Genomic DNA, 22945 nt, shown 5'->3' with positions numbered 1-22945 from the left:
CAACAGCGCGCGGCGACCACCGAGATCTCGCGCAACTTCCAGCAGGCCGCCCAGGGCACCCGCGAGGTCACCGATACCATCGGCAGCGTCGCCAAGCTCAACCAGGAGACCGGTAACGCCGGCACCGTGCTGACGGAATCCGTCAAGAAGATGTCGGCCGATGCCGATCGTCTCCGCACTGCGGTCGAGGGATTCCTCGGCGCGGTGAAGACCGCCTAGCGTCGATCATTCCTGACATCCCGGCGCCCGCGCGAATGGCATTGCCGCCGGTTCGCGCGGCGGGTACATCTGTGACGTTGCGCGAGGCGCCACAGACGTAAGACACGTTCAGGGATGGAGAGTTCGATGCCGGTTACGCCCCACCACAAGGCCCAGCGCCCTTATCGCGGTGTGTTCCCGGTCGCTCCCACCATCTTCGACGAACGCGGCGAGCTTGATCTGGATGGCCAGCGCCGCTGCATCGATTTCATGATTGATGCGGGCTCGCACGGCCTCTGCATCCTCGCAAACTTCTCCGAGCAGTTCGTGCTCACCGATGCCGAACGTGAAACCGTCATGCATGCGGTGCTGGAGCATGTTGCGGGCCGGGTTCCCGTGATCGTCACCACCACGCATTTCAGCTCGGCCGTGTGCGCGGCGCGCAGCAAGCAGGCCGAAGCGCTTGGTGCCGCGATGGTGATGGTGATGCCGCCCTATCACGGCGCGACGTTTCGCGTACCGGAGAAGGGCATCGTCGAGTTCTTCAAGGTGCTCTCCGGTGCAATCAGCATCCCCATCATGATCCAGGATGCGCCGGTGGCGGGTACGCCATTGTCGGTCGAACTGCTCGCGCGGCTGTCGCGCGAATTCGCCAACATCCGCTATTTCAAGATCGAGGTGCCTGGCGCTGCGTCGAAGCTCCGCAGCCTGATCGAGGCTGGTGGCAAGGACATCGAGGGGCCGTGGGACGGCGAGGAGGCGATCACGCTGCTCGCCGATCTCGACGCCGGCGCCACCGGCGCCATGACCGGCGGCGGCTATCCCGACGGCATCCGCCAGATCGTCGATCCCTATTTCGCCGGCGATCGCGAGAAGGCAAAAGCCGCCTATGAGCGCTGGCTGCCGCTGATCAATTACGAGAACCGTCAATGTGGGCTGGTCGCCTGCAAGGTCATGATGCAGGCCGGCGGCGTGATCAAGTCGGACGCCGTGCGCCATCCGCTTCAGCCGCTGCATCCGGCGACGCGGGCGGGATTGCTGGAGCTGGCCAAGGAGCGCGACACGCTGGCACTGCGGTGGGGGAAGTAGAGTCACACACTCCACAGCCGTAGGGTGGATAAAGCGAAGCGTGCCCACCGCCTGTTTGCCATCGGGAAAAGTAGTGGGCACGGCGCCTTGCGCCTTCGCCCGCCCTACGAAAGCTGAATACGGCGCTACCGCGCCAGCATCCATTCGCCGACGATGCGAAAGCGCGCACTCGCATCGTCCTGCCTGAACAGCGCGATCCGGTCCATCGCAAGCGTATCAAGACCGAGCCCGGCAAACCGCTTCCGCAGCATCTCCAGAATCGGCTCGCGCCGTTCCGCATCCAGCCGCCCCGTCAGCGTCATGTGGAAGCGGAATTCCTCCATGACGTAAGGATAGCCCCAGCGGTCGAGATAATCGCGCTGCCGCTCGCTCAGCTTCTCCGGCCTGCGCCGCGCTCGGTCTTCCGCCGTCAGGGCCGGGCGGAACGGATCAAAGTCGCGGACGCAATCGGCGGCAAGCTGTTGAAGCGCGTCGACCGGTTCCGCCGGAATGACAGCGATGAAGCCGCTGATGGCATCGACGACGGGCCGGATCGCCGGGATCGCCCGGGCCTTGCCGGCGAAGGCTGCGCAGGCCGTCATAAGCTCCGCCTCGGTTTTCCCGGACGTCAGCGCCATCGGTGCCTTCAGCGTGCCGTGAAAACCATATTTGCGGGGATCGGCCGTGACGTCGCGCCAGGCCGGCGCGACACGCAAGGCATCGGCAGGAAACGGCATTTCATCGCCGGTATAGGCATCATAGCCCAGCAACTCGGCGCCGAAGCGGGAGAGGGGGCTGTTGCTGCCTGCGGCAAAGTAGATCGCGTAGCGGGGAAAATCTGTCATCGCGTCAGCATAACCAATTTATGCCGCAACGACAGCCTCGCGCGGCGTCGCCGCCGCAGCGAGCAGCCGCGTGGCATCGGTGAGATGCACGAGCTTTCCGCCCGCGATCACCGCGATGAGCCGCGGCCGCAACGGCACGGTGTCGTCGACCAGCAGAATGTCGGCCCGATGTCCTTCCGCGAGAAGGCCGCGATCGGCAAGGCCGGTCGCGCGTGCAGGTCCGGCGGACACCAGATCCCAGGCCTTCGCCAGCGGCAGCACGCCGTCGGCGACGAGGCGGAACGCGGCGAGCAGCTGCGCGGGATAGTAATAGTCCGACGCCAGCACCGAGCAGAGTCCCTTGGCGATCATGTCGGATGCCCTGGTCCAGCCGGTGTGGCTGCCGCCGCGCACCACGTTGGGTGCGCCGTAGACGATGGCGTCGCCGTGGCCTGCCGCTGCCCGCGCCGTCTCCTCGTTGACCGGAAACTCCGCGATCATGGCGCCAAGCGCGCGAAATTCCTGGCGCATCGCAGGCGTCGCATCGTCATGCGAGAGCATCCGCACCTCTGCCGCGCGAGCCGCAGCCGCCAGCCGGGAAATGGAACCGGGCACCTCGGAGGCGCGTGAAAGCACACGTTCGACCAGCCGGTCAAAATCCTCGCTCGAGAGGCCGGTGCGTTCCACCATGCGGTTGCGCTTGCGCGGCTTGGCCATGTCGCCGACGGTGCCGTCCATGTGGTCGTTGAAGGCGAACAGGTCGACGCGGCCCTCGCCGAGCCACTGGCTGATTTCTGCCTCGGCATCGAGATTGTAGGTCTCGTGCCGCAGATGGAAGCGGGTGTCGGCGGCGAATTGCGGACGCTGCCGCTCGATCGCCTCCATCAGCCCGCGCGCATTGTCGGCGCTGCGCAGGCCCGGCTCCCACGAGCAGGTGGTCGCATGAAACACGGTGGTGATGCCGTTGCTGATCGCCTGGCGGTCGCTGTCGGCGAGCGCGACGTCGATCGGGAAGTCGACGCCGGCGCGCGGCATCATCTGCCGCTCGAAAGCATCGCCGTGCAGATCGACGATGCCTGATAGCACCAGAAGGTTGCGCGCATCGATCGCCAGCCGCGTCCGGCCGCGCGATCCATCGATCTGCGCGATGTCCGCTCCTGATACGGTCAGTGAGGTTTCGGCGAGCTCCGAGCCGATCAGGACCCGGCCGCCTTCAAGAAAAATGTCTGTCACGCGACCGCGCTTCGTTTGCTGCTGCGAGGGGAGATTGTCCGTGCTTCATATGCCGCGAGGAAATCTTCAATCCCGAGCTTGCGGAAATCGGGCAGGGCTTCACGCAATTTGTCGTGATCCCAGTCCCACCAGGCGAGCCGCGCCAGCCGTCCGGCGACCTCTTCCGAGAACCGCCGCCGCACGATCCGCGCCGGATTGCCGGCGACGATGGTGTAAGCCGGCACGTCCCTGGTGACGATGGCGCCGGCGGCGATCACCGCGCCGGTGCCGATGTTGCGGCCCGGCAGCACGATCGCGCCATGGCCGACCCAGACGTCATGGCCGATATGGACGTGATGCTGGCGCCGCCAGTCGAAGAATTCCGTGTCGTCGCTCTCGCCTTCGAAGTAGGCGCTGGAGCGGTAGGTGAAATGCGCCTGCGTCGCGCGCTGCATCGGGTGATTGCCGGGATTGATCCGCGTCATCGCCGCGATCGAGCAGAATTTTCCGATGGTGGTGTAGGTGATCTGCGCATCGTTCACGACGTAGGAGTAGTCGCCCATCGTGACTTCGTTCAGGATCGTGCGCGCGCCGACCTCGGTATAGGGGCCGAGCCTGGTCTCATGCAGCTTGGCCGAGGGGTCAATGGTCGGTTGAACCGAAAGCGTTTTGCCGGCCATGTTACATCCGTCATTCGAGAACGGCTCCTCTTCGAGCCGGCTGATGACAGTGTCATGACGGTGCGATGACAGGGGATGAGGTGTGTAGGATCGCCGCACCGCAGCGCGCATGTCACACAAGTGTCAAGCGTCGGCGCTAGCCGTGGGTCCCAGCTACTCTGGAGCCCTGCATGCTGGTGGTTGAAGGTCTGACGTGCCGCTTTGGCGCAAAAGCCGCGGTGGACGACGCTTCGTTTCAAGTTTCCCCCGGCGGCTTCGTCGGTGTGATCGGGCGCTCCGGCGCCGGCAAGTCGACCATGCTGCGCATGATCAATCGGCTCGCGACGCCGACACAGGGCCGCATCCTGTTCGACGGCCTCGACGTCACCGCGTTGCGCGGCAAGGAGCTGCGGCAGTGGCGCGCGCGCTCGGCCATGATCTTCCAGCAATTCAACCTGGTCGGCCGGCTCGATGTTCTCACCAACGTGCTGATGGGGCGCCTTGCGACGATGCCGGCCTGGCGCTCGCTGACGCAGAGCTGGCCCGAGCAGGACAAGGCGCTGGCGATGTCGGCGCTCGAACAGTTCGACATCGCCGCGCTCGCGGCCCAGCGCGCCGACCAATTGTCCGGCGGCCAGCAGCAGCGCGTCGCGATCGCCCGCGCGCTGGTGCAGCAGCCCGACATCATCCTTGCCGACGAGCCGATCGCCTCGCTCGATCCCCGCAATACCAAGATCGTCATGGATGCGCTGCTGCGCATCAACAAGCATTTCGGCATCACCGTGCTCTGCAACCTGCATTCGCTGGATCTGGCGCGCAGCTATTGCGACCGCCTGATCGGCATGGCGCAGGGGCGTGTGGTGTTCGACGGCGCGCCGGCCGAGTTGACCGATCACGTCGCGCGCGAGCTCTACGATCTCGAAGCCGCCGAAATCATGGGTGGAACGCCTGCGCCGGCGCCGGCGGGCGTTCCGGAGCTCGGAACCGCCGCGGCGGCTTGAGCCGCGCCACCTGTTTAGTTGCCAGTTTTGCGTCAACCGACATCAACCGATGAAGAGGCTATCATGATCACTCGCAGATTAATTCTCGCCGGCGCGGCCGCGCTCGCGTTCACGACGTCGGCCTCCGCTGAGGACTGGAAAGCCAAATATCCCGAGCTGACCTTCGCGGTCATTCCGGCGGAAAACGCTTCGGGCGTCACCGAGCGCTGGGCGCCGTTCATGAGTTATCTGTCCAAGGAACTGGGCGTGAAGGTCACGCTGCGCATCGCCAACGACTATGCGGCGGTCATCGAGGGCCAGCGCGCCGGCAACATCCATATCGCCAGCTACGGCTCGGCGTCGTTCGCCCGCGCCCGTCTGACCGGTGTCAAGACCGATGCCTTCGCCAACGACATCAACGCGGACGGCTCGACCGGCTATTACTCGGTGTTCTTCGTCAAGGCGAACAGCCCCTACAAGAGCGTCGATCAGCTCAAGGGCAAGAACCTCGGCCTGGTCGACCCGAACTCGACCTCCGGCAACAACGTGCCGCGCTTCGAGCTCGACAAGATGGGCATCGCGGACGCCGACACCTATTTCAGCAAGGTCGTCTTCACCGGCAGCCACGAGAACGCGATCCTGGCGCTGGCGCAGGGCACGGTCGACGTCGCCGCCAATCAGTGGACCAGCGACGACGATTCGACGCTGGCGCAGATGCTGACCAAGGGCATGCTGAAGAACGCCGACGGCTCGCCGATGAAGAAGGACGATTTCCGCATCATCCACAAGTCGGCGCCGATCATCAACGGCCCCTATGCCTACAATGCCGACCTGCCGGAAGAGGCCAAGGCCGCCATCGCCAAGGCGTTCTTCGACGCGCCGGCCAAGGACAAGGCGGCCTTCGACCGCCTCCAGGACGGCCAGAAGAAGGGTTTTCATCCCGCCACCACCAAGGATTGGGATGGCACGATCGAGCTGATCAAGTTCGTCGATGCACTGCGTAAGAAGAAGGCGTCCTGATCTCAGGGCGACGTCACTGGAGCCGGGTCGATGGACCCGGCTCTTTCTCTTCTGATCGGCCACTTTCCCTGATCCCATGACCCTCGCGGTTTCGATCCTGCCCGAGCAGCAACTGGCTGCGCTGAACGCCGCCTATGGCCGGGCGGTCGCGCGCAGGCGGCTCCGTCTCCTGCTCGGAGCCGCGGTGTTCGCCGCCGCGCTGCTTCTCGCCGCGGTCGGCGCCGAAGTGAATCTGCGCACGCTGTTCACCTATTTCGGCAACTTCGTCAGCTATTTCGACCGCATCCTCACGCTCGACAACGGCCAGCGGGTCTGGACCGATGTCGGCGAATGGCTGTGGGGCTGGCGCAAATGGCTGAAGATGCTGGGTGAGACGCTGCTGATCTCCTATGTCGGCACGCTGATCGGCGCGACCCTCGCATTTTGCCTGAATTTCTTCGCGGCTGAAAACACCTCGCCGGCACCCTGGCTGCGTTTCGTGGTGCGCCGCCTGCTCGAGTTCGCGCGCACCGTCCCCGGCATCGTCTTCGCGCTGATCTTCGTGATCGCCTTCGGTCTCGGTCCGATGGCCGGCGTGCTCGCGATCGCGATCCACTCCACCGGTGCGCTCGGAAAGCTGTTCTCGGAGATCGTCGAGAACGCCGACATGAAGCCGGTCGAAGGCATCCGCTCGACCGGCGCGAGCTGGCTCGCCTGCATGCGCTTTGCCATCGTGCCGCAGGTGACGGCGGGCTATGCCAGCTACGCGCTGTTGCGCTTCGAGATCAACGTCCGCGAAGCCTCTGTCATGGGTTTCGTCGGCGCCGGCGGCATCGGCCAGGAGCTCGTCGTCGCGATCCGCAAGTTCTATTATTCGGATGTCAGCGCGATCCTGCTCACCATCATCATCACCGTCTTCATCATCGACATCGGCACCGGCTGGCTGCGCGGCCGCCTGTTCGGCAGGGAGGCGCGGACGTGACGAGGCCGCAGGAGGTCGACACCGCGCAGATCCGCGCGCGCTACCCCGAAATGTTCGACCGGCCGGCTTCGGCGCGGCTCGCCATGCCGGCGACGATCGTCGCGGCGCTCGCGATCCTGGTCTACGGCCTCGTCGATCTCGATTTCTCGCCGTCGCGCTTCTTCGCAGGGCTGAGCCAGCTCGGCTGGATCAGCCTGATGATGATTCCGCCGGATCCGGGCTCGTCGCTGCCGGTCTATCTGAAGGCATTGGGCGAGACACTCTCGATCGCGTTGCTGGGCACGACGCTCGCCGCTGTCTTCGCGCTTCCGGTCAGCCTGCTCGCCGCGCGCAACGTCATACCTTCGCAGATCCTGCGCTTTCCCATCAGGCGCTTCCTGGATTCGATCCGCGGCGTCGACACGCTGATCTGGGCGCTGGTGTGGATCAACGTAGTCGGCCTCGGCCCGTTCGCCGGCGTGCTCGCCATCGCCGTGTCGGACTTCGGCGCCTTCGGAAAACTGTTCTCCGAAGCGATCGAAGGCGCCGACCAGAAGCAGGTCGAGGGCATCCGCGCCTCCGGCGGCAGCCCGCTGCACGAGATTCGCTTCGGCCTGCTGCCGCAGGTCCTGCCCGTGATTGCCGGCCAGGTGCTCTACTTCATCGAATCCAACACCCGTTCGGCCACCATCATCGGCATCGTCGGTGCCGGCGGCATCGGCCTCCAGCTCGCCGAGCAGATTCGCGTGCTGGAATGGCAGAGGGTGTCGTTCCTGATCTTGATGATCCTGGTCGCGGTCGCTGCGATCGATTTCGTTTCCAGCAAGCTGCGGTTTGCCATTATTGGCAGGCGTGCTGTCGCCTGATCAAAGGTGCCGTAGGGTGGGCAAAGCGCAGCGTGCCCACCACCTTTAACGATCGAGAGAGATCGTGGGCACGGCGCGAAGTGCGCCTTTGCCCACCCTACGAGTCCGGATTCGCGGAGCGAGGATTCGTCCTCTACGGCTCCACCAGAAACTCCACCCGCTCCGCCGCAAAGCGCGAATGCTTCGTCACCAGCGGCTTGCCGACGAGATCGTGGTCGGTGGCGTCCACCACCAGGATCGGCCGTCCCAGCGGCAGATCGAGCCGCGCGGCGTCGGTGGCGTCGACAATGCCGGCGGTGATCCGGGTGGCACCGCGACGGTAGTCGCGAACGCCGTAATGCTCGAGCAGTTTCGTCATCGAGCGTGTGGCGGCGAACACCTCGCCCGCGCCCGGAAACAGCTCGGCTGACAACCACGTGGTGGAGACGCAGATCGGCGTGCGGTCGGCAAGGCGGATGGCCTCGATCCGCACCAGCGGCGCGCCGGTCTTCAACCCCAGCTCCTTCGCCAGCTCACGCGTTGCGACGTCTTCCGATGCTTCGATCAAGCGGCCATGCGGCTCACGGCCGTCGGCGCCGACGATCTCGGAGAAGCGCGTGCGCGAGCGCAGGGGATAGGCGAGCTTCTGCGCCTCGACATAGGTTCCGCTGCCGCGCTCGGCGCGCACGATGCCGCGTTCGGCGAGCGCGGCCAGCGCGCGCCGCACGGTGTGGCGGTTCACCCGGTAGGTTTCGGCGATCTCCATCTCGCCCGGCAATTTGTCGCCGGCCGCAAAGCGGCCGTCGGCAATGCCCCGCTCGATGCCGTCGGCAACGAGGCGCCACAGCGCGACGCCCGAAGAGGCGGTGTCCTGCATGCTCATGTCGCCGGCAACCTACTCCGGAAATCACACCTTTGTCACGAAACAGTCATGGCGCTTCCGTATGAAGTTGTCTACTATCATAGACAACTTGGCTTCGGCAAGTTTTCGTAAGAGAGCTCGGTGGATTTGGTGACCCAGCAAGACAATCAGCAAGCCCAGCGCCAGGCCGCCATGGCCGTGCTGGCGCATGCGGAGGCGGGCGAGATCGCCGCTCGCCTCCGCAACTTCGCGCTTCCGGCCCATCAGGATCTGCGCGTGCCGGAAAACGGCCTCGTCATGCTGCGCGGGCGGGTCGGCGGCGACGGCGCGCCGTTCAATCTCGGCGAAGCCACGGTGTCGCGCGCCGCGGTGCGGCTTGCGAGCGGGGAGGTCGGCTTCGGCTACACGCTCGGGCGCGATGGCGAGAAGGCGCGGTTGATCGCACTGTGCGATGCACTGGTGCAGTCGCGGGATTTTGGCGGACCGGTGGAGCGGGATGTTATCGCGCCGTTGCGTGAGCAGCTTATGCTGCGCCGGAACCGGACAGCGGCGGAGACCGCCGCGACGAAGGTTGATTTCTACACCATGGTGCGCGGTGAGGGGTGAGGCCATGACCACGATTGCGGAATTGCCGCCCGGTTTCGTCGACAAGGTGTTGTCGGCGCAATCGACCTTTCGTTCGGTCATGGACGCGATGGCGCGGCCGGGCTCGGTCCAGCGCATCGTGCCGATGGCGGGCGCGCCTGCCACGATGATGCGCGGCACTGCCGCGATTGCGCTGACGCTGTTCGACCACGACACGCCGCTCTGGCTCGATGCGCGGATGTCGGAAAGTTCCGACGTCACGAAGTGGCTGAAATTCCACACCGGTGCACCCGTGGTGCAGGATTCCTCGATCGCGGCATTCGCGCTGGTCAGCGAGGGCGCCTTGCTGCCGGCGCTCGAATGCTTCGCGCTCGGCACCAGCGAATATCCGGATCGTTCGACCACGGTGATCATCCAGGTCGAGAGCCTTGATGCTGGACGAAGCTTCGAGCTGCGCGGCCCCGGCATCGACGGCGTTGCGACGCTCCAGGCGTCGATCAAGCCGTTCGACCTGTTCGAGCGGCTGGGCATGAACGAGGCGCTGTTTCCGCGCGGCATCGACGTCGTGCTGGTCGCGGATGACGCCGTGGTCGCGATCCCCCGCACCACGCGCGTCGTGAGCAAAGGAAGCTGAAGCATGTATGTCGCAGTCAAAGGCGGCGAACGCGCCATCGAGAACGCCCATCGCCTGCTCGCCCATGCGCGGCGCGGCGACCAGAGCGTTGCGGAAATCTCCCTCGACCAGATCTCGGAGCAGCTTGGGCTGGCCGTCGATCGCGTCATGAGCGAAGGCTCGCTCTATGATCGCGAACTCGCGGCGCTCGCGATCAAGCAGGCGCGCGGCGATCTCATCGAGGCGATCTTCCTGGTGCGCGCCTTCCGCGCCACCTTGCCGCGTTTCGGCGCCAGCGAGCCGGTCGAGACCGGCGCGATGCGAGTGCAGCGGCGGGTGTCCGCGACCTTCAAGGACATTCCCGGCGGCCAGATCCTCGGGCCGACCTTCGACTACACGCACCGTCTGCTCGATCCCTCGCTCGCGGAAGGGTTTGTGCCGGAGGCGCCGGCGGCAGCTGAAGCCTCGACGGCACCGACGCCGCGCGTGACCGATATTCTCGGCCGCGACGGGCTGATCGAATCCTCTCCGCAGGCCGAGGAGGGCGCCAGCGTCGGCGATCTCACGCGCGAGCCGCTGAATTTCCCGGCGGACCGCGATCTGCGCCTGCAAAACCTCGCGCGCGGCGACGAAGGATTTCTGCTCGCGATGGGCTATTCCACCCAGCGCGGCTATGGTCGCAACCATCCCTTCGTCGGCGAGATCCGCTTCGGCGAGGTCGAGGTCGAGTTGTTCGCCGAGGATGTCGGCTTTGCCGTGCCGCTCGGCGCGATCGAGCTCACCGAGTGCCAGATGGTCAACCAGTTCAAGGGTTCTGCGACGGAAGCGCCGTGCTTCACCCGCGGCTATGGCCTCGCCTTCGGCCAGAGCGAGCGCAAGACCATGTCGATGGCGCTGGTCGACCGGGCGCTGCGTGCCCGCGAACTCGGCGAGGAGGCGCTTGCCCCGGCGCAAGATGAAGAATTCGTGATGTCGCATTCGGACAACGTCCAGGCGACCGGCTTCGTTGAGCATCTGAAGCTGCCGCATTATGTCGACTTCCAGTCCGAGCTCGGCCTCCTGCGTAAGTTGCGCAAGGAATTTGCCGAGGCCAGCGCGCCCGACGCCATGAAGGAGGCCGCGGAATGAACGCGCCCGCCTACAATTTCGCCTATCTCGACGAGCAGACCAAGCGGATGATCCGCCGCGCGATCCTGAAAGCGATCGCGATCCCCGGCTATCAGGTGCCGTTCGCCAGCCGCGAAATGCCGATGCCCTATGGCTGGGGCACCGGCGGCGTGCAGGTGACGGCTGCGATCCTCGGCCCGAGCGACGTTCTGAAAGTAATCGACCAGGGGTCGGACGACACCACCAACGCGATCTCGATCCGAAAATTCTTCGCCAAGACCGCCGGCGTCGCCACGACGACGGCGACCGATGAGGCGACCGTGATCCAGACCCGTCACCGCATTCCGGAGACGTCGCTGCACGCGAATCAGGTGCTGGTCTATCAGGTGCCGATCCCGGAGCCGCTGCGCTTCCTCGAGCCGCGCGAGACCGAGACGCGCCGCATGCATGCGCTGGCCGAATACGGCCTGATGCACGTCAAGCTCTACGAGGACATCGCCCGCTTCGGCCACATCGCCACCGCCTACGCCTATCCGGTGAAGGTCAATGCGCGCTACGTGATGGACCCGTCGCCGACGCCGAAATTCGACAACCCCAAGATGGACAATTGCCCGGCGCTGCAATTGTTCGGCGCGGGCCGCGAGAAGCGCATCTATGCGATCCCACCCTACACGCAGGTGGTGTCGCTCGATTTCGAGGATCATCCGTTCGAGCCATATCGTTTCAACGCGCCCTGCGCGCTGTGCGCGGCGGAAAATTCCTACCTCGACGAGATCGTCACCGACGACAAGGGCGGCCGTATGTTCGTCTGCTCGGACACCGACTATTGCGAGGGCCGTCAGGCCGCCGGCCATCACGGCAGCCTGAGCGCCGCGCCGTACAAGGAGAAGGCGCAGGAGAAATCAAATGGCTGATCAAGCCGCGCTCGAGAATGACCAGCCGCTGCTGGTCGCCGAAGCTCTCAGCAAGTCCTACGGTCGTATCGCGGCCTGCCGCGACGTCTCCTTCTCGCTCTACCCCGGTGAGGTGCTCGCCATCGTCGGCGAATCCGGCTCGGGCAAATCGACGCTGCTGCAAATGCTGTCCGGCCAGCTCGCGCCGAGCGGCGGCCATGTTTCGTATCGCATGCGTGAAGGTATCACCCGTGATCTCACCACGCTGGGCGAAGCCGAGCGCCGCTTCCTGTTCCGCACCGACTGGGGCTTTGTGCACCAGGATCCCGCGCAGGGCCTGCGCATGGCGGTCTCGGCCGGTGCCAATGTCGGCGAGCGGCTGATGGCGGTGGGCTGGAATCACTATGGTCGCATCCGTGAGACCGCATCCGACTGGCTTGGCCGCGTCGAGATCGACACAGCGCGCATCGACGATGCGCCGCGCACCTATTCCGGCGGCATGCGCCAGCGGCTCCAGATCGCGCGCAATCTCGTCACCGAGCCGCGGCTGGTGTTCATGGACGAGCCGACCGGCGGCCTCGACGTCTCCGTGCAGGCGCGCTTGCTCGACCTCGTGCGCAGCCTCGTTGCCGAGCTGCATCTTGCCGTCATCATCGTCACCCACGATCTCGCGGTCGCGCGGCTGTTGTCGCACCGGGTGATGGTGATGAAGGGCGGCCGCGTCATCGAGACCGGCCTGACCGACCAGGTGCTCGACGATCCCCGCGAGCCCTATACGCAACTCCTCGTCTCCTCGATTTTGCCGCCATAAGCCTTCCAAGGATGAGTTTTCCGATGACCGCCATGATCGACATCGCCGACGCCAAGAAGACCTTTACGATGCACCTGCAGGGCGGCATCGAATTGCCGGTCGTCAGCGGCGTGACCTTCCAGGTCAATCCCGGCGAGTGCGTCGTGCTGTCGGGGCCGTCAGGCGCCGGCAAATCGTCGATTCTGAAGATGATCTTCGGCAATTACCGCTGCGACTCGGGCCGCATCGGTATCCGCCATCGCGGCGCGGTGGTCGATCTTGCCACCGCCGAGCCGCGGCAGGTTCTCAACATCCGCCGCGCCACCATCGGCTATGTCAGCCAGTTCCTGCGGGCGGTGCCGCGCGTTGCCACCATCGATGTCGTCGCCGAGCCCTTGATCGTCAACGGCATGGGCCGAGCCGACGCGCAGGCGCGCGCGGGCGAGCTGCTGCACCGTCTCAACATCCCCGAACGGCTCTGGCAGCTTCCGCCGGCGACTTTCTCCGGCGGCGAGCAGCAGCGTGTGAACATCGCCCGCGGCTTCATCTCGGACCTGCCGATCCTGCTGCTCGACGAGCCGACCGCCTCGCTCGATGCCGCCAACCGCGCCGTCGTGGTCGAGCTGGTCGCCGAGAAAAAGCGCCAGGGCGTCGCCATGGTCGCCATTGTCCATGACGACGAAATCCGCCATCTGATTGCCGACCGTATTGTTGACGTCACCAGCTTTGCCGCCGCCGCCTGAAGGACATGGAAATGAACGCCAAGCCGAAAGATACTGTGATCGCCAACGCCAGGATCGTGCTGGCTGACCGGGTGATCGAGCAGGGCTGGCTCGCTCTCGCCGACGGGCGCATCGCCGGGATCGGCGATGGGACTGCGCCCGCGGGCGCCGAGGATGCCGGCGGCGATCTCATCATGCCCGGGCTGATCGAGCTGCACACCGATCATCTCGAGGCGCATTACGTGCCGCGCCCAAAAGTGTTCTGGAATCCAGTCGCAGCCGTCATCTCCTATGACGGCCAGCTCGCCACATCGGGCATCACCACCGTGTTCGACTCGCTCCGGGTCTGGCGCGAGGACGGCGCCGAGGAAGTCGACGGTCGCGCCGGCGTGCTCGCCGCCGCGATCACCACCGCACGCGACGCCAATCTGCTGCGCGCCGACCACTTCCTGCATCTGCGCTGCGAGATCCCGATGCCGAGCGTGGTCGAGGAGGCCAAGGAGCTGATCGACCGTCCCGACGTCAAGCTGATGTCGCTGATGGATCACACTCCCGGCCAGCGTCAGTTCCGTGACGAGGTCAAGCTGCGCGACTATTACCGCGGCAAGGGCGGCGGCAAGACCGATGCCGAGCTCGATGAGCTGTTCGCAAAGCGCTTCGAATATCAGCGGCTTTATGCGGCGAGCAACATGCGTGAGATCGTGTCGCTGGCGCATGAGTACAGGATTCCGCTGGCGAGCCATGACGACACCACCGAGGAGAACGTCGCGGACGCCGTGCGCGATCGTGTCTCGGTGGCGGAATTCCCGACCACGCTGGAAGCCGCGCGCGGCCTGCACCAGGCCGGCATCGATATCCTGATGGGCGCACCCAACGTCGTGCGCGGCGGCTCGCATTCGGGCAACATCGCCGCGGTCGATCTCGCCCGCGAAGGCCTGCTCGACATCCTGTCGTCGGACTACATTCCGTCCAGCCTGCTGATGGCCGCGCTGCAATTGCCCGAGCACGTGCCCGCGATCAGCCTGCCGGCGGCGGTTCGCACCGTGACCAAGGCGCCGGCCGAGGCGGTCGGCCTCACCGACCGCGGCGAGGTCGCGACCGGCAAGCGTGCCGATTTGATCCGCGTGCATGTTGCCGGCAGCGTTCCCGTGGTCCGCAGCGTCTGGCGCGAAGGACACCGCGTCGCATGAGCGAGACCGCGACCATGGCACGGGACGAGGCCGGCGGGATCGGACCCGGACGGCTCGTGCTCGTGGTCGGTCCCAGCGGCGCCGGCAAGGACACGCTTTTGCGGCTGGCGCAGGCGGCCTGCGCCGACGACCACGACATCGTCTTCCCGCGCCGTGTCGTCACGCGCGAATCCTCCGCCGACGAGGACAACATTGCGGTCAGCCGGGATGAGTTCGGCCGCGCGCGCGACCATGGAGATTTCGCCGTGCATTGGGAGGCGCACGGACATTCCTACGCGCTCCCGCTCGACATCAATGACGATATCCGCGCAGGACGCGCGGTCGTCGCCAATGTCTCGCGCACCGTGATCGGAGCGTTGCGCCAGGCCTATGCCAACGTCGTCGTCGTCGCGATCACCGCGCCGCCGGATGTGCTGGCGCAGCGCCTTGCCGCCCGCGCCCGTCACAGCGACGGCAATATCACGGACCGCCTCGCGCGTAGCGTCCACGATGCGGCCGCGCAAGCCGATATCACCATCCTCAATGCCGGCAGCGCGGACTATCACAGCCGCCAGCTCGTGCGCGTGATCAGGAACGAAGGCTGGCACGAATAACCGCTGGCGCAACAGGAGAGAGTGGAATGACGGTGATCGAAACGGTCGAACAGCTAGAGGCCATCTACGGCGCCACCAATGACGCCTCGACCGTGAAAGTCGCCGACCACGTCACCCCGCTCTATCGCATCTTCATCGAGAAGGCGCCGTTCGCGGCGCTCGCCACCATCGGCCCCGAGGGCATCGACTGCTCGCCGCGCGGCGATCTCCCCGGCTTCGTCCGCATCCACGATCCCAAGACGCTGATGCTGCCGGATCGCCGCGGCAACAACCGGGTCGATTCCTTGCGCAACGTCGTGCGCGATCCCCGGGTGTCGCTGATGTTCCTGATCCCCGGCTCCGGCAACGCGGTCCGCGCCAACGGCCGCGCCCATCTTTCCGTTGATCCTGAGCTGCTGGCTTCCTTCAAGGTCGAGGGCAAGGCCCCGCGCAGCGTGATGGTGATGAAGGTGGACGAAATCTACTTCCAGTGCGCCCGCGCCATCGTCCGCTCCGACCTCTGGAATCCCGACAAGCGCATCGATCCGGAGACCTTGCCGACACCCGGCCAGATCCTCGCCGAGATGAGCGAGAACAAGGTCGGCGGCGCCGAGTATGATCGCATCTGGCCGGAGCGTGCGGCGGCAACGATGTGGTGAGCGTTTTACTTTCCACGAGTCCGGAGTCGTAGGGTGGGCAAAGGCGCACTTGCGCCGTGCCCACGAATTCTCACCGATTACACACGGATGGTGGGCACGCTTCGCTTTGCCCACCCTACGGCTCTCTCGTTTACCTCCCCTAGTTAAACGCCATCCCGCCGCTCAGCGCGACCGTCTGCCCGGTCATGTAGGCGTTGTCGACCAGTAGCATCACGGTTTTCGCCACCTCGTCCGCCGTTCCGAAGCGACCGAGCGGGATGCGGCTGACGAGTTGGGGCTGGCCGCTCATCATGTCGGTCTCGATCAGCGACGGCGCCACAGCGTTGACGGTGATGCCCTCCTTCACGAGCCGCGCTGCGTAACCTCGCGTAAGACCCTCCATGCCGGCCTTCGACGCATTGTAGTGCGGGCCGATCGAGCCGGCGCCGCGCGCGGCGCCGGAGGAGATGTTGACGATGCGGCCCCATCTCCTCGCGCGCATCGCCGGCAGCACGGCCTGCGTGCACAGGAAGACGGATTTCAGATTGACCAGAATGGTGCGGTCGAAATCGTCCTCGGTGAGGTCGTCGACGCCGCGCGTGATGGCGATGCTGGCATTGTTGACGAGGATGTCGACGGGGCCGAGCCCGGCGGTGACGCGCTCGACCATGCCGGCGACGGCGTCGTGCCGGGAGACGTCGGCGGCGACGACGATGGCGCGGCCACCCTGCTTGACGATCTCGCCTGCCAGTTGCTCGGCTTGCCCGATCTGCTCGCGGCAATTGATCGCCACCGCGGCGCCCGATGCCGCCAGCGCGCGACAGACGGCTGCGCCAATGCCGCGCGAGCCGCCGGTGACGAGCGCCGTGCGCCCTTTCAGATCATCCGCCATGTCTAGGCCTCCCAAATCGCCTGTTTTGTCGCTGCCGGAACCGTATCACGGCCGGCCGCGCTCCGGCGTTGAATTCATCGCGAGATAAATCCGACTGCCATCGCTTCCACCCGGAGAAGCGCCCCAGCGCGTCGCTGCCAAATATGGATAGCCATTTCATTGACCGAACGCGGCAATCACTCGATATTTACAGCATCGAAACTGCTCCTCGAGCTTGATGCCGCACCATGAGAACCGATCACCAGCGTAATCCCGATGACATGCACGCGTGCATGACGCGGCGCTGTTTCTCGGCGGCCACCGGCGCCTGTTGTTGTTGCTGATCGGTCTGTAGCAACGCCACATATCGTACATCCCGGACAGGAGCGCCGAAATCCCGGCGAACGAGCAGTCATGTCTCAAGCCCAATCGAACGCCTACATCATCGAAATCCACGACCGCGCCGCGGGCATCGTCACGCGCGATGCGCGCGGCTTCCGTTTCTTCTCCTCCGAGCGCTTGTTCGACAGCCTCGAAGGTCGCCAGTTCCGCTCCGCCCGCGAAGCCGAGCGCGCCGCGCGCGCGGTGTTGTCGGAACGGAGCGGGCGCGCGAATTCTCCATTCCTGGCCATCTGACCCCGAAGCAACCGAGAGGACCAACCATGATTACGCGACGATACATCATCGCAACGACGCTTCTCCTTGCAACCGCCCTTGCCGCGCCCGCGCGCGCCGAGGACAAGCCGGCCGAAATCCGCATCGGCACGCAGAAAGGCGGCTTCTTCCCGGCGGTGCGCCAGCGCCAGACGCTCGAAAACGCCTTCAAGCCGCTTGGCATCGAGATCAAGTGGATCGACTTCCAGTTCGGTCCGCCGCTGCTGGAGGCCATCAATGTCGGCAGCGTCGATTTTGGCTATGTCGGCGACGCCCCGCCAATCTTCGCGCAGGCCGGCGGCGCCAGGATCCGCTACGTTGCGGCGGTGAAGTCGGACGGCACCAGCCAGGCCATCATCGTGCCCAAGGACTCCCCGATCAAGACGCTCGCCGATCTCAAAGGCAAGCGCGTTGCGTTCGGCAAGGGATCGAGCGCCCATAACCTGCTGGTCGCGGCGTTGGAGAAGGCCGGCCTTGCATGGACCGACATCACGCCGGCACCGCTCGCCCCGGCCGATGCCACGGCAGCCTTCGTCAAGGGCTCGGTCGACGCCTGGTCGATCTGGGATCCCTACTTCGCGCTGGCCGAATTGAAGGAGAACGCGCGCGTCATCGCCTTCGACAAGGACGTCCATCAGCCGAACGCATTCTACATCGCCGGCGCCGACTTCGTGGAAAAGTATCCGTCACTCGTCGCGAAGCTCAACACGACCTTCGCGTCCGAAGGTGTCTGGGCCGACTCGCATCACGAGGAGGTCGCCAAAGCGCAGGCCGAGGCGACCGGTGTCGATATCGAAGCGATCCGCCGCTTCGTCGATCGCTCCAACTACCGTACCGTGCCGGTGGACGCGGACGTGATCAGGAGTCAGCAGGCGGTCGCCGACCGCTTTGCCAGGGTCGGCCTGATCCCGAAGCCGGTGAACGTCTCCGACATCGTCTGGAAGTGGACACCGGGCTCCTGAGCGGAGCTCACCCCTTCAGCGCCGCCAGCAACTCGTCCGGGCGCTCGGCCATGATCATGTGGCCGGCGCCCGGCACCACGACGGTCCTCGCATGCGGGATCGCTGCTGCGAGCGCCTTGCCGGCCCTCGCCGGTGTCATCATGTCGCGTTCGCCGAGGATCAGCGTCGCAGGCACTTTGACGCTCGCGGCAGCGGCAAGCGCATTCGCGTAGGCATTGCAGGCCGACAGATCCTTGAAGAGCACGCCCGGCTCGCAAGACTTCAACACCGCCTGCGCGCCGCCGTGCATCCACAGGCCCGGCGCCAGGCTGCCGCCGAGCTCGGCGTTGAAGCCGAGGCCCCAGATCGACACCATGTCGTTGGCATCCTGCGAATTGGCTTCAGCCGCCTTGAGGAGATCCGGGCCGACCGTCATGGTCGCGGCGGTGCCGATCAGGCTCAGCGCCGAGACCTTGTCGGGATGACGTGCTGCGGTCTCCAGCGAGATCAGCGATCCCATGGAGTGGCCGATCAGGTGGGCTTTCGCCACGCCGGCCGCGGCGAGCAATGCCGCCGTCCAGTCGGCCATCTCCGCAATGCTCGACAGCGAAGGGACGGCAGAACGGCCGTGACCCGGCAGGTCTGGCGCGAGCACGCCAAAGCCGTGATGGGCGAACCAGCGCGTATGCAGCGCCCAGCTCGACCGGTCGAAGCCGGCGCCGTGGAGAAAGACGACAGCGGGCAGGGACTTGTCGAATTCGCGGCCGCCGGTTGCGACGAACACCTCGGCACCGTCAACGGAAAGCTTCATGGCGTCAGACCTTTTGCGAGATGCGCAGCGCCTGCGCCAGATCGTCGATGATGTCGCTTGCTGTCTCGATGCCGACCGACAGCCGCACCAGCTCCTCGCCGATACCTGCGGCCTTCAGCTGCCCGGCGTCCATCTGCTGATGCGTGGTCGAGGCGGGGTGGATCACCAGCGTCTTGGCGTCGCCGACATTGGCAAGATGGCTGATCATGCGCAGCGCTTCGATGAACTTGCGACCCGCAGGGCGCCCGCCCTTGATGCCGAAGGAAACGATCGAGCCCGCGCCGCGCGGCAGCAGCGTCTTGGCGAGCTGATAGTCCGTGTGGTCCTCGAGCGAGGGATGCAGCACCCAGTCCACCGCCTTGTTCGACTTCAGCGCCTCCAGCACCAGATGCGTGTTCTGGAGGTGGCGGTCCATGCGCACGCCGAGCGTCTCCACGCCCTGGAGGAGCTGGAACGCGTTGGTTGGCGACAGGCAGGCGCCGAAATCGCGCAGGCCCTCGGTGCGCGCGCGCATGATGAAGGCGGCGGTGCCGAACTGCTCGTCGAAGACGATGCCGTGATAGCCGCCATAGGGCTCGGTCAGCACGCCGAATTTGCCGGAATCGCGCCAGTCGAAGCGGCCGCCGTCGATGATGGCGCCGCCGATCGCGATGCCGTGGCCGCCGATCCATTTGGTCGCCGAATGCATCACGATGTCGGCGCCAAGCTCGATCGGACGGCTGAGATAGGGCGTGGCAAAGGTATTGTCGATCAGCAGCGGGATCTTTGCGTCATGCGCGATCTGCGCGACCTTGGGGATGTCGAGGACTTCGAGGCCGGGATTGCCGATGGTCTCGCCGATGACCAGTTTCGTGTTCGGCTTGATCGCCGCGCGGAACGCATCATGGTCGCGCGGCTTCACGAAGGTGGTGGTGATGCCGAAGCGCGGCAGCGTGTGCGCCAGCAGATTGATGGTGCCGCCATAGAGCGAGCTCGACGCCACGATATGGTCGCCGGCGTTCAGCAGCGTCGCGATGGCCAGATGCAGCGCGGCCATGCCGCTGGCGGTGCAGATCGCGCCGACACCGCCCTCCAGCGCCGCAAGCCGTTCCTCCAGCACGCCGGTGGTGGGGTTGGAGATGCGCGCATAGATGTGGCCGGCGCGTTCCAGATTGAACAGCGCGGCAGCGTGATCGGAATCCTGGAACACGTAGGACGTGGTCTGGTAGATCGGCACCGCGCGGGCTCCGGTCGCGGGATCCGGATGCTGGCCAGCATGCAGGCTCAGGGTCTCGAAGGCAGGCGGTTTTGGCGCGGGCATGCTTGGCCTCGTTGGTCGGTCGGCGATGGCGGTCGTTGTGCCATAAAATCGCGCGGGACGTCAGCCCATTGACAGCGCCGCACGTCGGCTCGCAGCGCTAGCCGCGAATGGCCTGCTCGATGATCCGTGCCTCCCGCAGCAGAATCTCCGCGACCTCCTGCTCCCGCCTTGGTCCGAGCCTCGTCCGAACGGCGGAGACGGTGATGGCCGCGGCCGGCTGCCCGTCCGGCGTCTTGATCCAGGTGGAGATCGATTTCGTGCCCTGCACCAGGCCGATCTCCCTCATATTATATCCCCGCTTCCGCGCAGCGGTGACCTGGCTCATCACCGCCGCGGCGTCGGTCTGGTAGGTCTCGAACCGCTTCTCGTTGGCCGCGACGATTTTTCGCGCGTCCTGCGCCGGCATCGCGGCGAGGATGGCGACGCCGGCGCTGGAGACGCCGAGCGGCCGGCGTGCGCCGACCTCGATCGACAACACCTGGATCGGATAGATTCCGATCCTGCGATCCACGCACAGCGTGTCGTGGCCTGTGCGCACGGTCAGGAACAGCGTGTCGCCGATCTCGGTGGACGCACGCTGCAGCGACGGATTGGCGGCGACCAGCAGCCGCGACGGCCGCGGGCGCGCGAGCGCCAGCTCCGGCACCTGGTTTCCGATCGCGTAGCGGCCGCTCCTGCCGTGCCGTTCGACGATGCCTTCCTCGATCAGCACATGGACGATGCGATGCACGGTCGGACGTGTGAGACCGGTCGCGCGCACGACCTCGGCCAATGGCACACCGTCTTCGCGCCCTGCGGCAAGAATACGCAGCACCGCAAGCGCACGCCGGATCGCCTGTGCGCCTTGTCGCGGTTCCAGCGCGCCACGCGCGGATATTGAGGAATCGGCCTTGTCCATATTATGGACAAGAACGCCACAATTCACTCGACAGGTAAAGCGCACATCTGGAGATTGCGCTCCGATCGCGCGCCGTGCGCAACGTCAACGGCGCTCGATATGGAATTGGAAGCGCCGCCGGGAGGTTAACATGAGATTAATCGCGATTGCCATAGCTGCTGTCACAGCGATCCTGGCAGGGCCCGCATCGGCCCAGCAATGGCCGGCGCGCAGCGTCAAGCTGATCGTGCCCTATCCGGCCGGCGGCAATGTCGACAGCGCGGCGCGCATCATCGCCGACAAGCTCCAGGAAAAGCTCGGCCAGCCCTTCATCATCGAGAACAAGGCCGGCGCCGGCGGCATGATCGCGGGCGAGGCTTTCGCGAAATCGGCGCCCGACGGCTACACGCTGTTCGTCGGCGCCAACGGCCCGGTGCTGTTCGCGACCGAGATCAACAAGCGCGACGCCTATAACTGGAAGAAGGACTTCCTGCCGATCTCGACGATCTCGATGACGCCGCTGGTGCTCGAGGTGCATCCGTCAGTGCAGGCGACGACCTTCAAGGAATTCGTCGATCTCGCCAAGCGCGAGCCCGGCAAGCTGACCATGGCCTCGCCGGGCCCCGGCACCACCAACCATCTGCTCAGCGAGCTGATGCAGTCCAGCCTCGACCTGCAATGGGTCACCGCGCATTACCGCGGCAATGCGCCTGCGATCAACGATCTGCTCGGCGGCCAGGTGCAGTTCGCATTCGACCAGCTCACGGTCAGCCTCCAGCACATCAAGGCCGGCCTGTTCCGCGCGCTCGCCGTCACCAGCCCGCACCGGCTGAAGTCGCTGCCTGACGTGCCGACCTTCGCCGAGCTCGGCTACAAGGACTTCGACGGCCAGACCTTTACCGGCCTGTTCGCGCCGGCAGGCACGCCGGCCCCTGTCGTCGACAAGCTGCACGAGACGCTGGTCGCGATCCTGAAGGACCCCGGCGTGATCGACAAGTTCGAAAAGCTCGGCGGCGAATCCACCCCGATGACGCCGGACGAGTTCAAGGCCTATCTCGAGCGCGAGGACGCCAAGTGGATTCCGGTCGTGCGCAAGGCCAACATCAAGGCTGATTGAGCGATGCGGATCGACCCCACCGAGCTCGGCGCGGAGCGCATCTACCGCCTGATGACCGGCATCGTGGTGCCGCGCCCGATCGCGTGGGTCACGAGCCTGTCAGCCACGGGCGTGCTCAACCTCGCGCCGTTCAGCGCCTTCACCTTCGTCTCGCAGAAGCCGCCGATGCTCGCCATCAGCGTCGGCCGCAAGGGCGCGGACTACAAGGACACCGCGCATAACATCCTCGATACCGAGGAATATGTGATCCACATTGCCGATACGCCGCTGATGAAGGCGGTGCACGACAGCTCGGTCGAGCATCCGCCTGAAATCAGCGAGGTCGCGGAGCTCGGTCTCGAGACGCTTCCGAGCGAGCGCATCAAGGTGCCGCGGCTTAGCGTTGCGCCCGTCGCAATGGAATGCCGCTTCCGCCAGTGCCTCGAATTCGGCGATGCCAGGAGCCGGCTGATCGTCGGCGAGGTCGTGATGTTCCATTTGCGCGACGGGCTCGTGAATGACGGCAAGGTCGAGACCAAGGCGCTCGATCCGATCGCACGCATCGGCGGACCGCGTTACGCCAGCCTCGGCGAGATCGTGACGCTGAACACGGTGTTCCAGACGCCCAAATCGAAAGACTGACGCGCGGGCCGTTCGACGGCCGAGCCGCCTCAAGA

26 protein-coding genes and 1 pseudogene are annotated in these 22945 nt (G+C 65.6%); 19 read left to right on the top strand and 8 right to left on the bottom strand.

Going from position 1 to position 22945, the window contains the following annotated elements; translation table 11 throughout:
• A pseudogene (locus tag PMI42_RS01190) lies at positions 1 to 219 on the top strand (methyl-accepting chemotaxis protein); the annotation flags it as partial.
• Positions 220 to 345: 126 nt separating this feature from the next.
• The gene (locus PMI42_RS01185; RefSeq protein ID WP_008129780.1) at positions 346 to 1287 is read left to right on the top strand and encodes a dihydrodipicolinate synthase family protein; all 942 of its coding nucleotides are present in this window, start codon (positions 346 to 348) and stop codon (positions 1285 to 1287) included.
• Between the two features lie 125 nt (positions 1288 to 1412).
• Here the strand turns inward: PMI42_RS01185 and PMI42_RS01180 are convergent, their stop codons facing one another.
• From PMI42_RS01180 to PMI42_RS01170, 3 genes are read right to left on the bottom strand one after another with little or no spacing between them, the layout of a single operon-like run.
• Positions 1413 to 2111 (bottom strand): DUF1045 domain-containing protein, encoded by a 699-nt coding sequence (locus tag PMI42_RS01180; protein WP_008129778.1) that lies wholly within the window; start codon positions 2109 to 2111, stop codon positions 1413 to 1415.
• An 18-nt stretch (positions 2112 to 2129) separates the two neighbouring features.
• On the bottom strand, positions 2130 to 3323 hold the full coding sequence (locus PMI42_RS01175; RefSeq protein ID WP_008129777.1) for an alpha-D-ribose 1-methylphosphonate 5-triphosphate diphosphatase: 1194 nt from the start codon (positions 3321 to 3323) through the stop codon (positions 2130 to 2132).
• Entirely contained in the window at positions 3320 to 3982 is a 663-nt protein-coding gene (locus PMI42_RS01170; RefSeq protein WP_008129775.1) for a transferase hexapeptide repeat family protein, read from the bottom strand. Before PMI42_RS01170 ends, PMI42_RS01175 begins: the two co-directional genes overlap by 4 nt.
• Before the next feature lie 170 nt (positions 3983 to 4152).
• Between PMI42_RS01170 and phnC the strand changes: the two genes are divergently transcribed.
• From phnC to phnE (PMI42_RS01150), 4 genes are all read left to right on the top strand, one after another.
• The gene (gene phnC, locus PMI42_RS01165; protein WP_008129773.1) at positions 4153 to 4962 is read left to right on the top strand and encodes a phosphonate ABC transporter ATP-binding protein; all 810 of its coding nucleotides are present in this window, start codon (positions 4153 to 4155) and stop codon (positions 4960 to 4962) included.
• A gap of 63 nt (positions 4963 to 5025) precedes the next feature.
• The gene (gene phnD, locus PMI42_RS01160; protein WP_008129769.1) at positions 5026 to 5961 is read left to right on the top strand and encodes a phosphonate ABC transporter substrate-binding protein; all 936 of its coding nucleotides are present in this window, start codon (positions 5026 to 5028) and stop codon (positions 5959 to 5961) included.
• A gap of 76 nt (positions 5962 to 6037) precedes the next feature.
• Positions 6038 to 6922, top strand: coding sequence for a phosphonate ABC transporter, permease protein PhnE (gene phnE, locus PMI42_RS01155; RefSeq protein ID WP_008129767.1), 885 nt, complete (start codon positions 6038 to 6040; stop codon positions 6920 to 6922).
• Entirely contained in the window at positions 6919 to 7767 is an 849-nt protein-coding gene (phnE, locus tag PMI42_RS01150; protein WP_008129765.1) for a phosphonate ABC transporter, permease protein PhnE, read from the top strand. Before phnE (PMI42_RS01155) ends, phnE (PMI42_RS01150) begins: the two co-directional genes overlap by 4 nt.
• A 133-nt stretch (positions 7768 to 7900) precedes the next feature.
• On the opposite strand, the gene phnF is transcribed toward phnE (PMI42_RS01150), so the two are convergent.
• Positions 7901 to 8629, bottom strand: a complete 729-nt coding sequence (gene phnF / locus PMI42_RS01145) for a phosphonate metabolism transcriptional regulator PhnF (protein WP_008129763.1) — start codon at positions 8627 to 8629, stop codon at positions 7901 to 7903.
• A gap of 171 nt (positions 8630 to 8800) precedes the next feature.
• Between phnF and phnG the strand changes: the two genes are divergently transcribed.
• Genes phnG through PMI42_RS01100 form a run of 9 tightly spaced genes read left to right on the top strand, consistent with a single transcriptional unit; the run spans position 8801 to position 15739 of the window.
• Positions 8801 to 9214 carry a phosphonate C-P lyase system protein PhnG gene (gene phnG, locus PMI42_RS01140; protein ID WP_008129761.1) on the top strand — a complete coding sequence of 138 codons (414 nt, stop codon included), beginning with the start codon at positions 8801 to 8803 and terminating at the stop codon, positions 9212 to 9214.
• Positions 9215 to 9218: 4 nt separating this feature from the next.
• On the top strand, positions 9219 to 9827 hold the full coding sequence (gene phnH / locus PMI42_RS01135) for a phosphonate C-P lyase system protein PhnH (protein WP_008129758.1): 609 nt from the start codon (positions 9219 to 9221) through the stop codon (positions 9825 to 9827).
• A 3-nt stretch (positions 9828 to 9830) separates the two neighbouring features.
• Positions 9831 to 10934, top strand: a complete 1104-nt coding sequence (locus tag PMI42_RS01130) for a carbon-phosphorus lyase complex subunit (protein WP_008129757.1) — start codon at positions 9831 to 9833, stop codon at positions 10932 to 10934.
• Positions 10931 to 11827: an alpha-D-ribose 1-methylphosphonate 5-phosphate C-P-lyase PhnJ gene (locus tag PMI42_RS01125; protein ID WP_008129756.1), complete on the top strand. Its 897-nt coding sequence runs from the start codon at positions 10931 to 10933 to the stop codon at positions 11825 to 11827. The genes PMI42_RS01130 and PMI42_RS01125 overlap by 4 nt, the downstream gene beginning before the upstream one ends.
• Entirely contained in the window at positions 11820 to 12617 is a 798-nt protein-coding gene (gene phnK / locus PMI42_RS01120; protein WP_008129755.1) for a phosphonate C-P lyase system protein PhnK, read from the top strand. The genes PMI42_RS01125 and phnK overlap by 8 nt, the downstream gene beginning before the upstream one ends.
• Before the next feature lie 23 nt (positions 12618 to 12640).
• A complete protein-coding gene (gene phnL, locus PMI42_RS01115) occupies positions 12641 to 13339 on the top strand; it encodes a phosphonate C-P lyase system protein PhnL (protein ID WP_008129754.1) in 699 nt (232 codons plus the stop codon).
• An 11-nt stretch (positions 13340 to 13350) separates the two neighbouring features.
• Positions 13351 to 14508 (top strand): alpha-D-ribose 1-methylphosphonate 5-triphosphate diphosphatase, encoded by a 1158-nt coding sequence (locus PMI42_RS01110; protein ID WP_008129753.1) that lies wholly within the window; start codon positions 13351 to 13353, stop codon positions 14506 to 14508.
• Entirely contained in the window at positions 14505 to 15101 is a 597-nt protein-coding gene (gene phnN, locus PMI42_RS01105; RefSeq protein WP_008129752.1) for a phosphonate metabolism protein/1,5-bisphosphokinase (PRPP-forming) PhnN, read from the top strand. Before PMI42_RS01110 ends, phnN begins: the two co-directional genes overlap by 4 nt.
• Before the next feature lie 26 nt (positions 15102 to 15127).
• Positions 15128 to 15739 (top strand): pyridoxamine 5'-phosphate oxidase family protein, encoded by a 612-nt coding sequence (locus PMI42_RS01100; protein ID WP_008129750.1) that lies wholly within the window; start codon positions 15128 to 15130, stop codon positions 15737 to 15739.
• Between the two features lie 139 nt (positions 15740 to 15878).
• Here the strand turns inward: PMI42_RS01100 and PMI42_RS01095 are convergent, their stop codons facing one another.
• Complete coding sequence (locus PMI42_RS01095) at positions 15879 to 16610, bottom strand: SDR family NAD(P)-dependent oxidoreductase (protein ID WP_008129748.1); 732 nt, start codon at positions 16608 to 16610, stop codon at positions 15879 to 15881.
• A gap of 393 nt (positions 16611 to 17003) precedes the next feature.
• Here PMI42_RS01095 and PMI42_RS01090 point away from each other — a divergent pair, with 393 nt between their 5' ends.
• Positions 17004 to 17225 (top strand): hypothetical protein, encoded by a 222-nt coding sequence (locus tag PMI42_RS01090; RefSeq protein ID WP_008129745.1) that lies wholly within the window; start codon positions 17004 to 17006, stop codon positions 17223 to 17225.
• Positions 17226 to 17251: 26 nt separating this feature from the next.
• Positions 17252 to 18205 (top strand): aliphatic sulfonate ABC transporter substrate-binding protein, encoded by a 954-nt coding sequence (locus tag PMI42_RS01085; RefSeq protein WP_008129743.1) that lies wholly within the window; start codon positions 17252 to 17254, stop codon positions 18203 to 18205.
• A gap of 7 nt (positions 18206 to 18212) precedes the next feature.
• Here PMI42_RS01085 and PMI42_RS01080 read toward each other — a convergent pair whose 3' ends face one another.
• From PMI42_RS01080 to PMI42_RS01070, 3 genes are all read right to left on the bottom strand, one after another.
• A complete protein-coding gene (locus PMI42_RS01080) occupies positions 18213 to 18995 on the bottom strand; it encodes an alpha/beta fold hydrolase (RefSeq protein WP_008129741.1) in 783 nt (260 codons plus the stop codon).
• 4 nt (positions 18996 to 18999) lie between these two features.
• On the bottom strand, positions 19000 to 20295 hold the full coding sequence (locus tag PMI42_RS01075; protein WP_008129739.1) for an O-acetylhomoserine aminocarboxypropyltransferase: 1296 nt from the start codon (positions 20293 to 20295) through the stop codon (positions 19000 to 19002).
• 97 nt (positions 20296 to 20392) lie between these two features.
• Positions 20393 to 21193, bottom strand: a complete 801-nt coding sequence (locus tag PMI42_RS01070) for an IclR family transcriptional regulator (RefSeq protein ID WP_008129737.1) — start codon at positions 21191 to 21193, stop codon at positions 20393 to 20395.
• A 130-nt stretch (positions 21194 to 21323) separates the two neighbouring features.
• Here PMI42_RS01070 and PMI42_RS01065 point away from each other — a divergent pair, with 130 nt between their 5' ends.
• Together PMI42_RS01065 and PMI42_RS01060 are read left to right on the top strand one after the other, a co-directional pair.
• Positions 21324 to 22289, top strand: a complete 966-nt coding sequence (locus PMI42_RS01065) for a Bug family tripartite tricarboxylate transporter substrate binding protein (RefSeq protein ID WP_008129735.1) — start codon at positions 21324 to 21326, stop codon at positions 22287 to 22289.
• Between the two features lie 3 nt (positions 22290 to 22292).
• Positions 22293 to 22910 (top strand): flavin reductase family protein, encoded by a 618-nt coding sequence (locus PMI42_RS01060; RefSeq protein WP_008129733.1) that lies wholly within the window; start codon positions 22293 to 22295, stop codon positions 22908 to 22910.
• The last annotated feature ends 35 nt before the right edge of the window (positions 22911 to 22945 follow it).

This window comes from Bradyrhizobium sp. YR681, from assembly GCF_000282615.1.
Classification (GTDB): Bacteria; Pseudomonadota; Alphaproteobacteria; order Rhizobiales; family Xanthobacteraceae; genus Bradyrhizobium.
Note: the sequence above shows the minus strand (reverse complement) of the source record. Positions and strands in the feature narration are given on the sequence as shown.

Bases quoted from the DNA above. Each gene is read 5' to 3' on its own strand.
- PMI42_RS01185 (WP_008129780.1), top strand. From the start codon at position 346: ATGCCGGTTACGCCCCACCACAAGGCCCAGCGCCCTTATCGCGGTGTG.
- PMI42_RS01180 (WP_008129778.1), bottom strand. From the start codon at position 2,111: ATGACAGATTTTCCCCGCTACGCGATCTACTTTGCCGCAGGCAGCAAC.
- PMI42_RS01170 (WP_008129775.1), bottom strand. From the start codon at position 3,982: ATGGCCGGCAAAACGCTTTCGGTTCAACCGACCATTGACCCCTCGGCC.
- phnC (WP_008129773.1), top strand. From the start codon at position 4,153: ATGCTGGTGGTTGAAGGTCTGACGTGCCGCTTTGGCGCAAAAGCCGCG.
- phnD (WP_008129769.1), top strand. From the start codon at position 5,026: ATGATCACTCGCAGATTAATTCTCGCCGGCGCGGCCGCGCTCGCGTTC.
- phnE (WP_008129767.1), top strand. From the start codon at position 6,038: ATGACCCTCGCGGTTTCGATCCTGCCCGAGCAGCAACTGGCTGCGCTG.
- phnF (WP_008129763.1), bottom strand. From the start codon at position 8,629: ATGAGCATGCAGGACACCGCCTCTTCGGGCGTCGCGCTGTGGCGCCTC.
- phnG (WP_008129761.1), top strand. From the start codon at position 8,801: ATGGCCGTGCTGGCGCATGCGGAGGCGGGCGAGATCGCCGCTCGCCTC.
- phnH (WP_008129758.1), top strand. From the start codon at position 9,219: ATGACCACGATTGCGGAATTGCCGCCCGGTTTCGTCGACAAGGTGTTG.
- PMI42_RS01130 (WP_008129757.1), top strand. From the start codon at position 9,831: ATGTATGTCGCAGTCAAAGGCGGCGAACGCGCCATCGAGAACGCCCAT.
- PMI42_RS01125 (WP_008129756.1), top strand. From the start codon at position 10,931: ATGAACGCGCCCGCCTACAATTTCGCCTATCTCGACGAGCAGACCAAG.
- phnK (WP_008129755.1), top strand. From the start codon at position 11,820: ATGGCTGATCAAGCCGCGCTCGAGAATGACCAGCCGCTGCTGGTCGCC.
- phnL (WP_008129754.1), top strand. From the start codon at position 12,641: ATGACCGCCATGATCGACATCGCCGACGCCAAGAAGACCTTTACGATG.
- PMI42_RS01110 (WP_008129753.1), top strand. From the start codon at position 13,351: ATGAACGCCAAGCCGAAAGATACTGTGATCGCCAACGCCAGGATCGTG.
- phnN (WP_008129752.1), top strand. From the start codon at position 14,505: ATGAGCGAGACCGCGACCATGGCACGGGACGAGGCCGGCGGGATCGGA.
- PMI42_RS01100 (WP_008129750.1), top strand. From the start codon at position 15,128: ATGACGGTGATCGAAACGGTCGAACAGCTAGAGGCCATCTACGGCGCC.
- PMI42_RS01095 (WP_008129748.1), bottom strand. From the start codon at position 16,610: ATGGCGGATGATCTGAAAGGGCGCACGGCGCTCGTCACCGGCGGCTCG.
- PMI42_RS01090 (WP_008129745.1), top strand. From the start codon at position 17,004: ATGTCTCAAGCCCAATCGAACGCCTACATCATCGAAATCCACGACCGC.
- PMI42_RS01085 (WP_008129743.1), top strand. From the start codon at position 17,252: ATGATTACGCGACGATACATCATCGCAACGACGCTTCTCCTTGCAACC.
- PMI42_RS01080 (WP_008129741.1), bottom strand. From the start codon at position 18,995: ATGAAGCTTTCCGTTGACGGTGCCGAGGTGTTCGTCGCAACCGGCGGC.
- PMI42_RS01075 (WP_008129739.1), bottom strand. From the start codon at position 20,295: ATGCCCGCGCCAAAACCGCCTGCCTTCGAGACCCTGAGCCTGCATGCT.
- PMI42_RS01070 (WP_008129737.1), bottom strand. From the start codon at position 21,193: ATGGACAAGGCCGATTCCTCAATATCCGCGCGTGGCGCGCTGGAACCG.
- PMI42_RS01065 (WP_008129735.1), top strand. From the start codon at position 21,324: ATGAGATTAATCGCGATTGCCATAGCTGCTGTCACAGCGATCCTGGCA.
- PMI42_RS01060 (WP_008129733.1), top strand. From the start codon at position 22,293: ATGCGGATCGACCCCACCGAGCTCGGCGCGGAGCGCATCTACCGCCTG.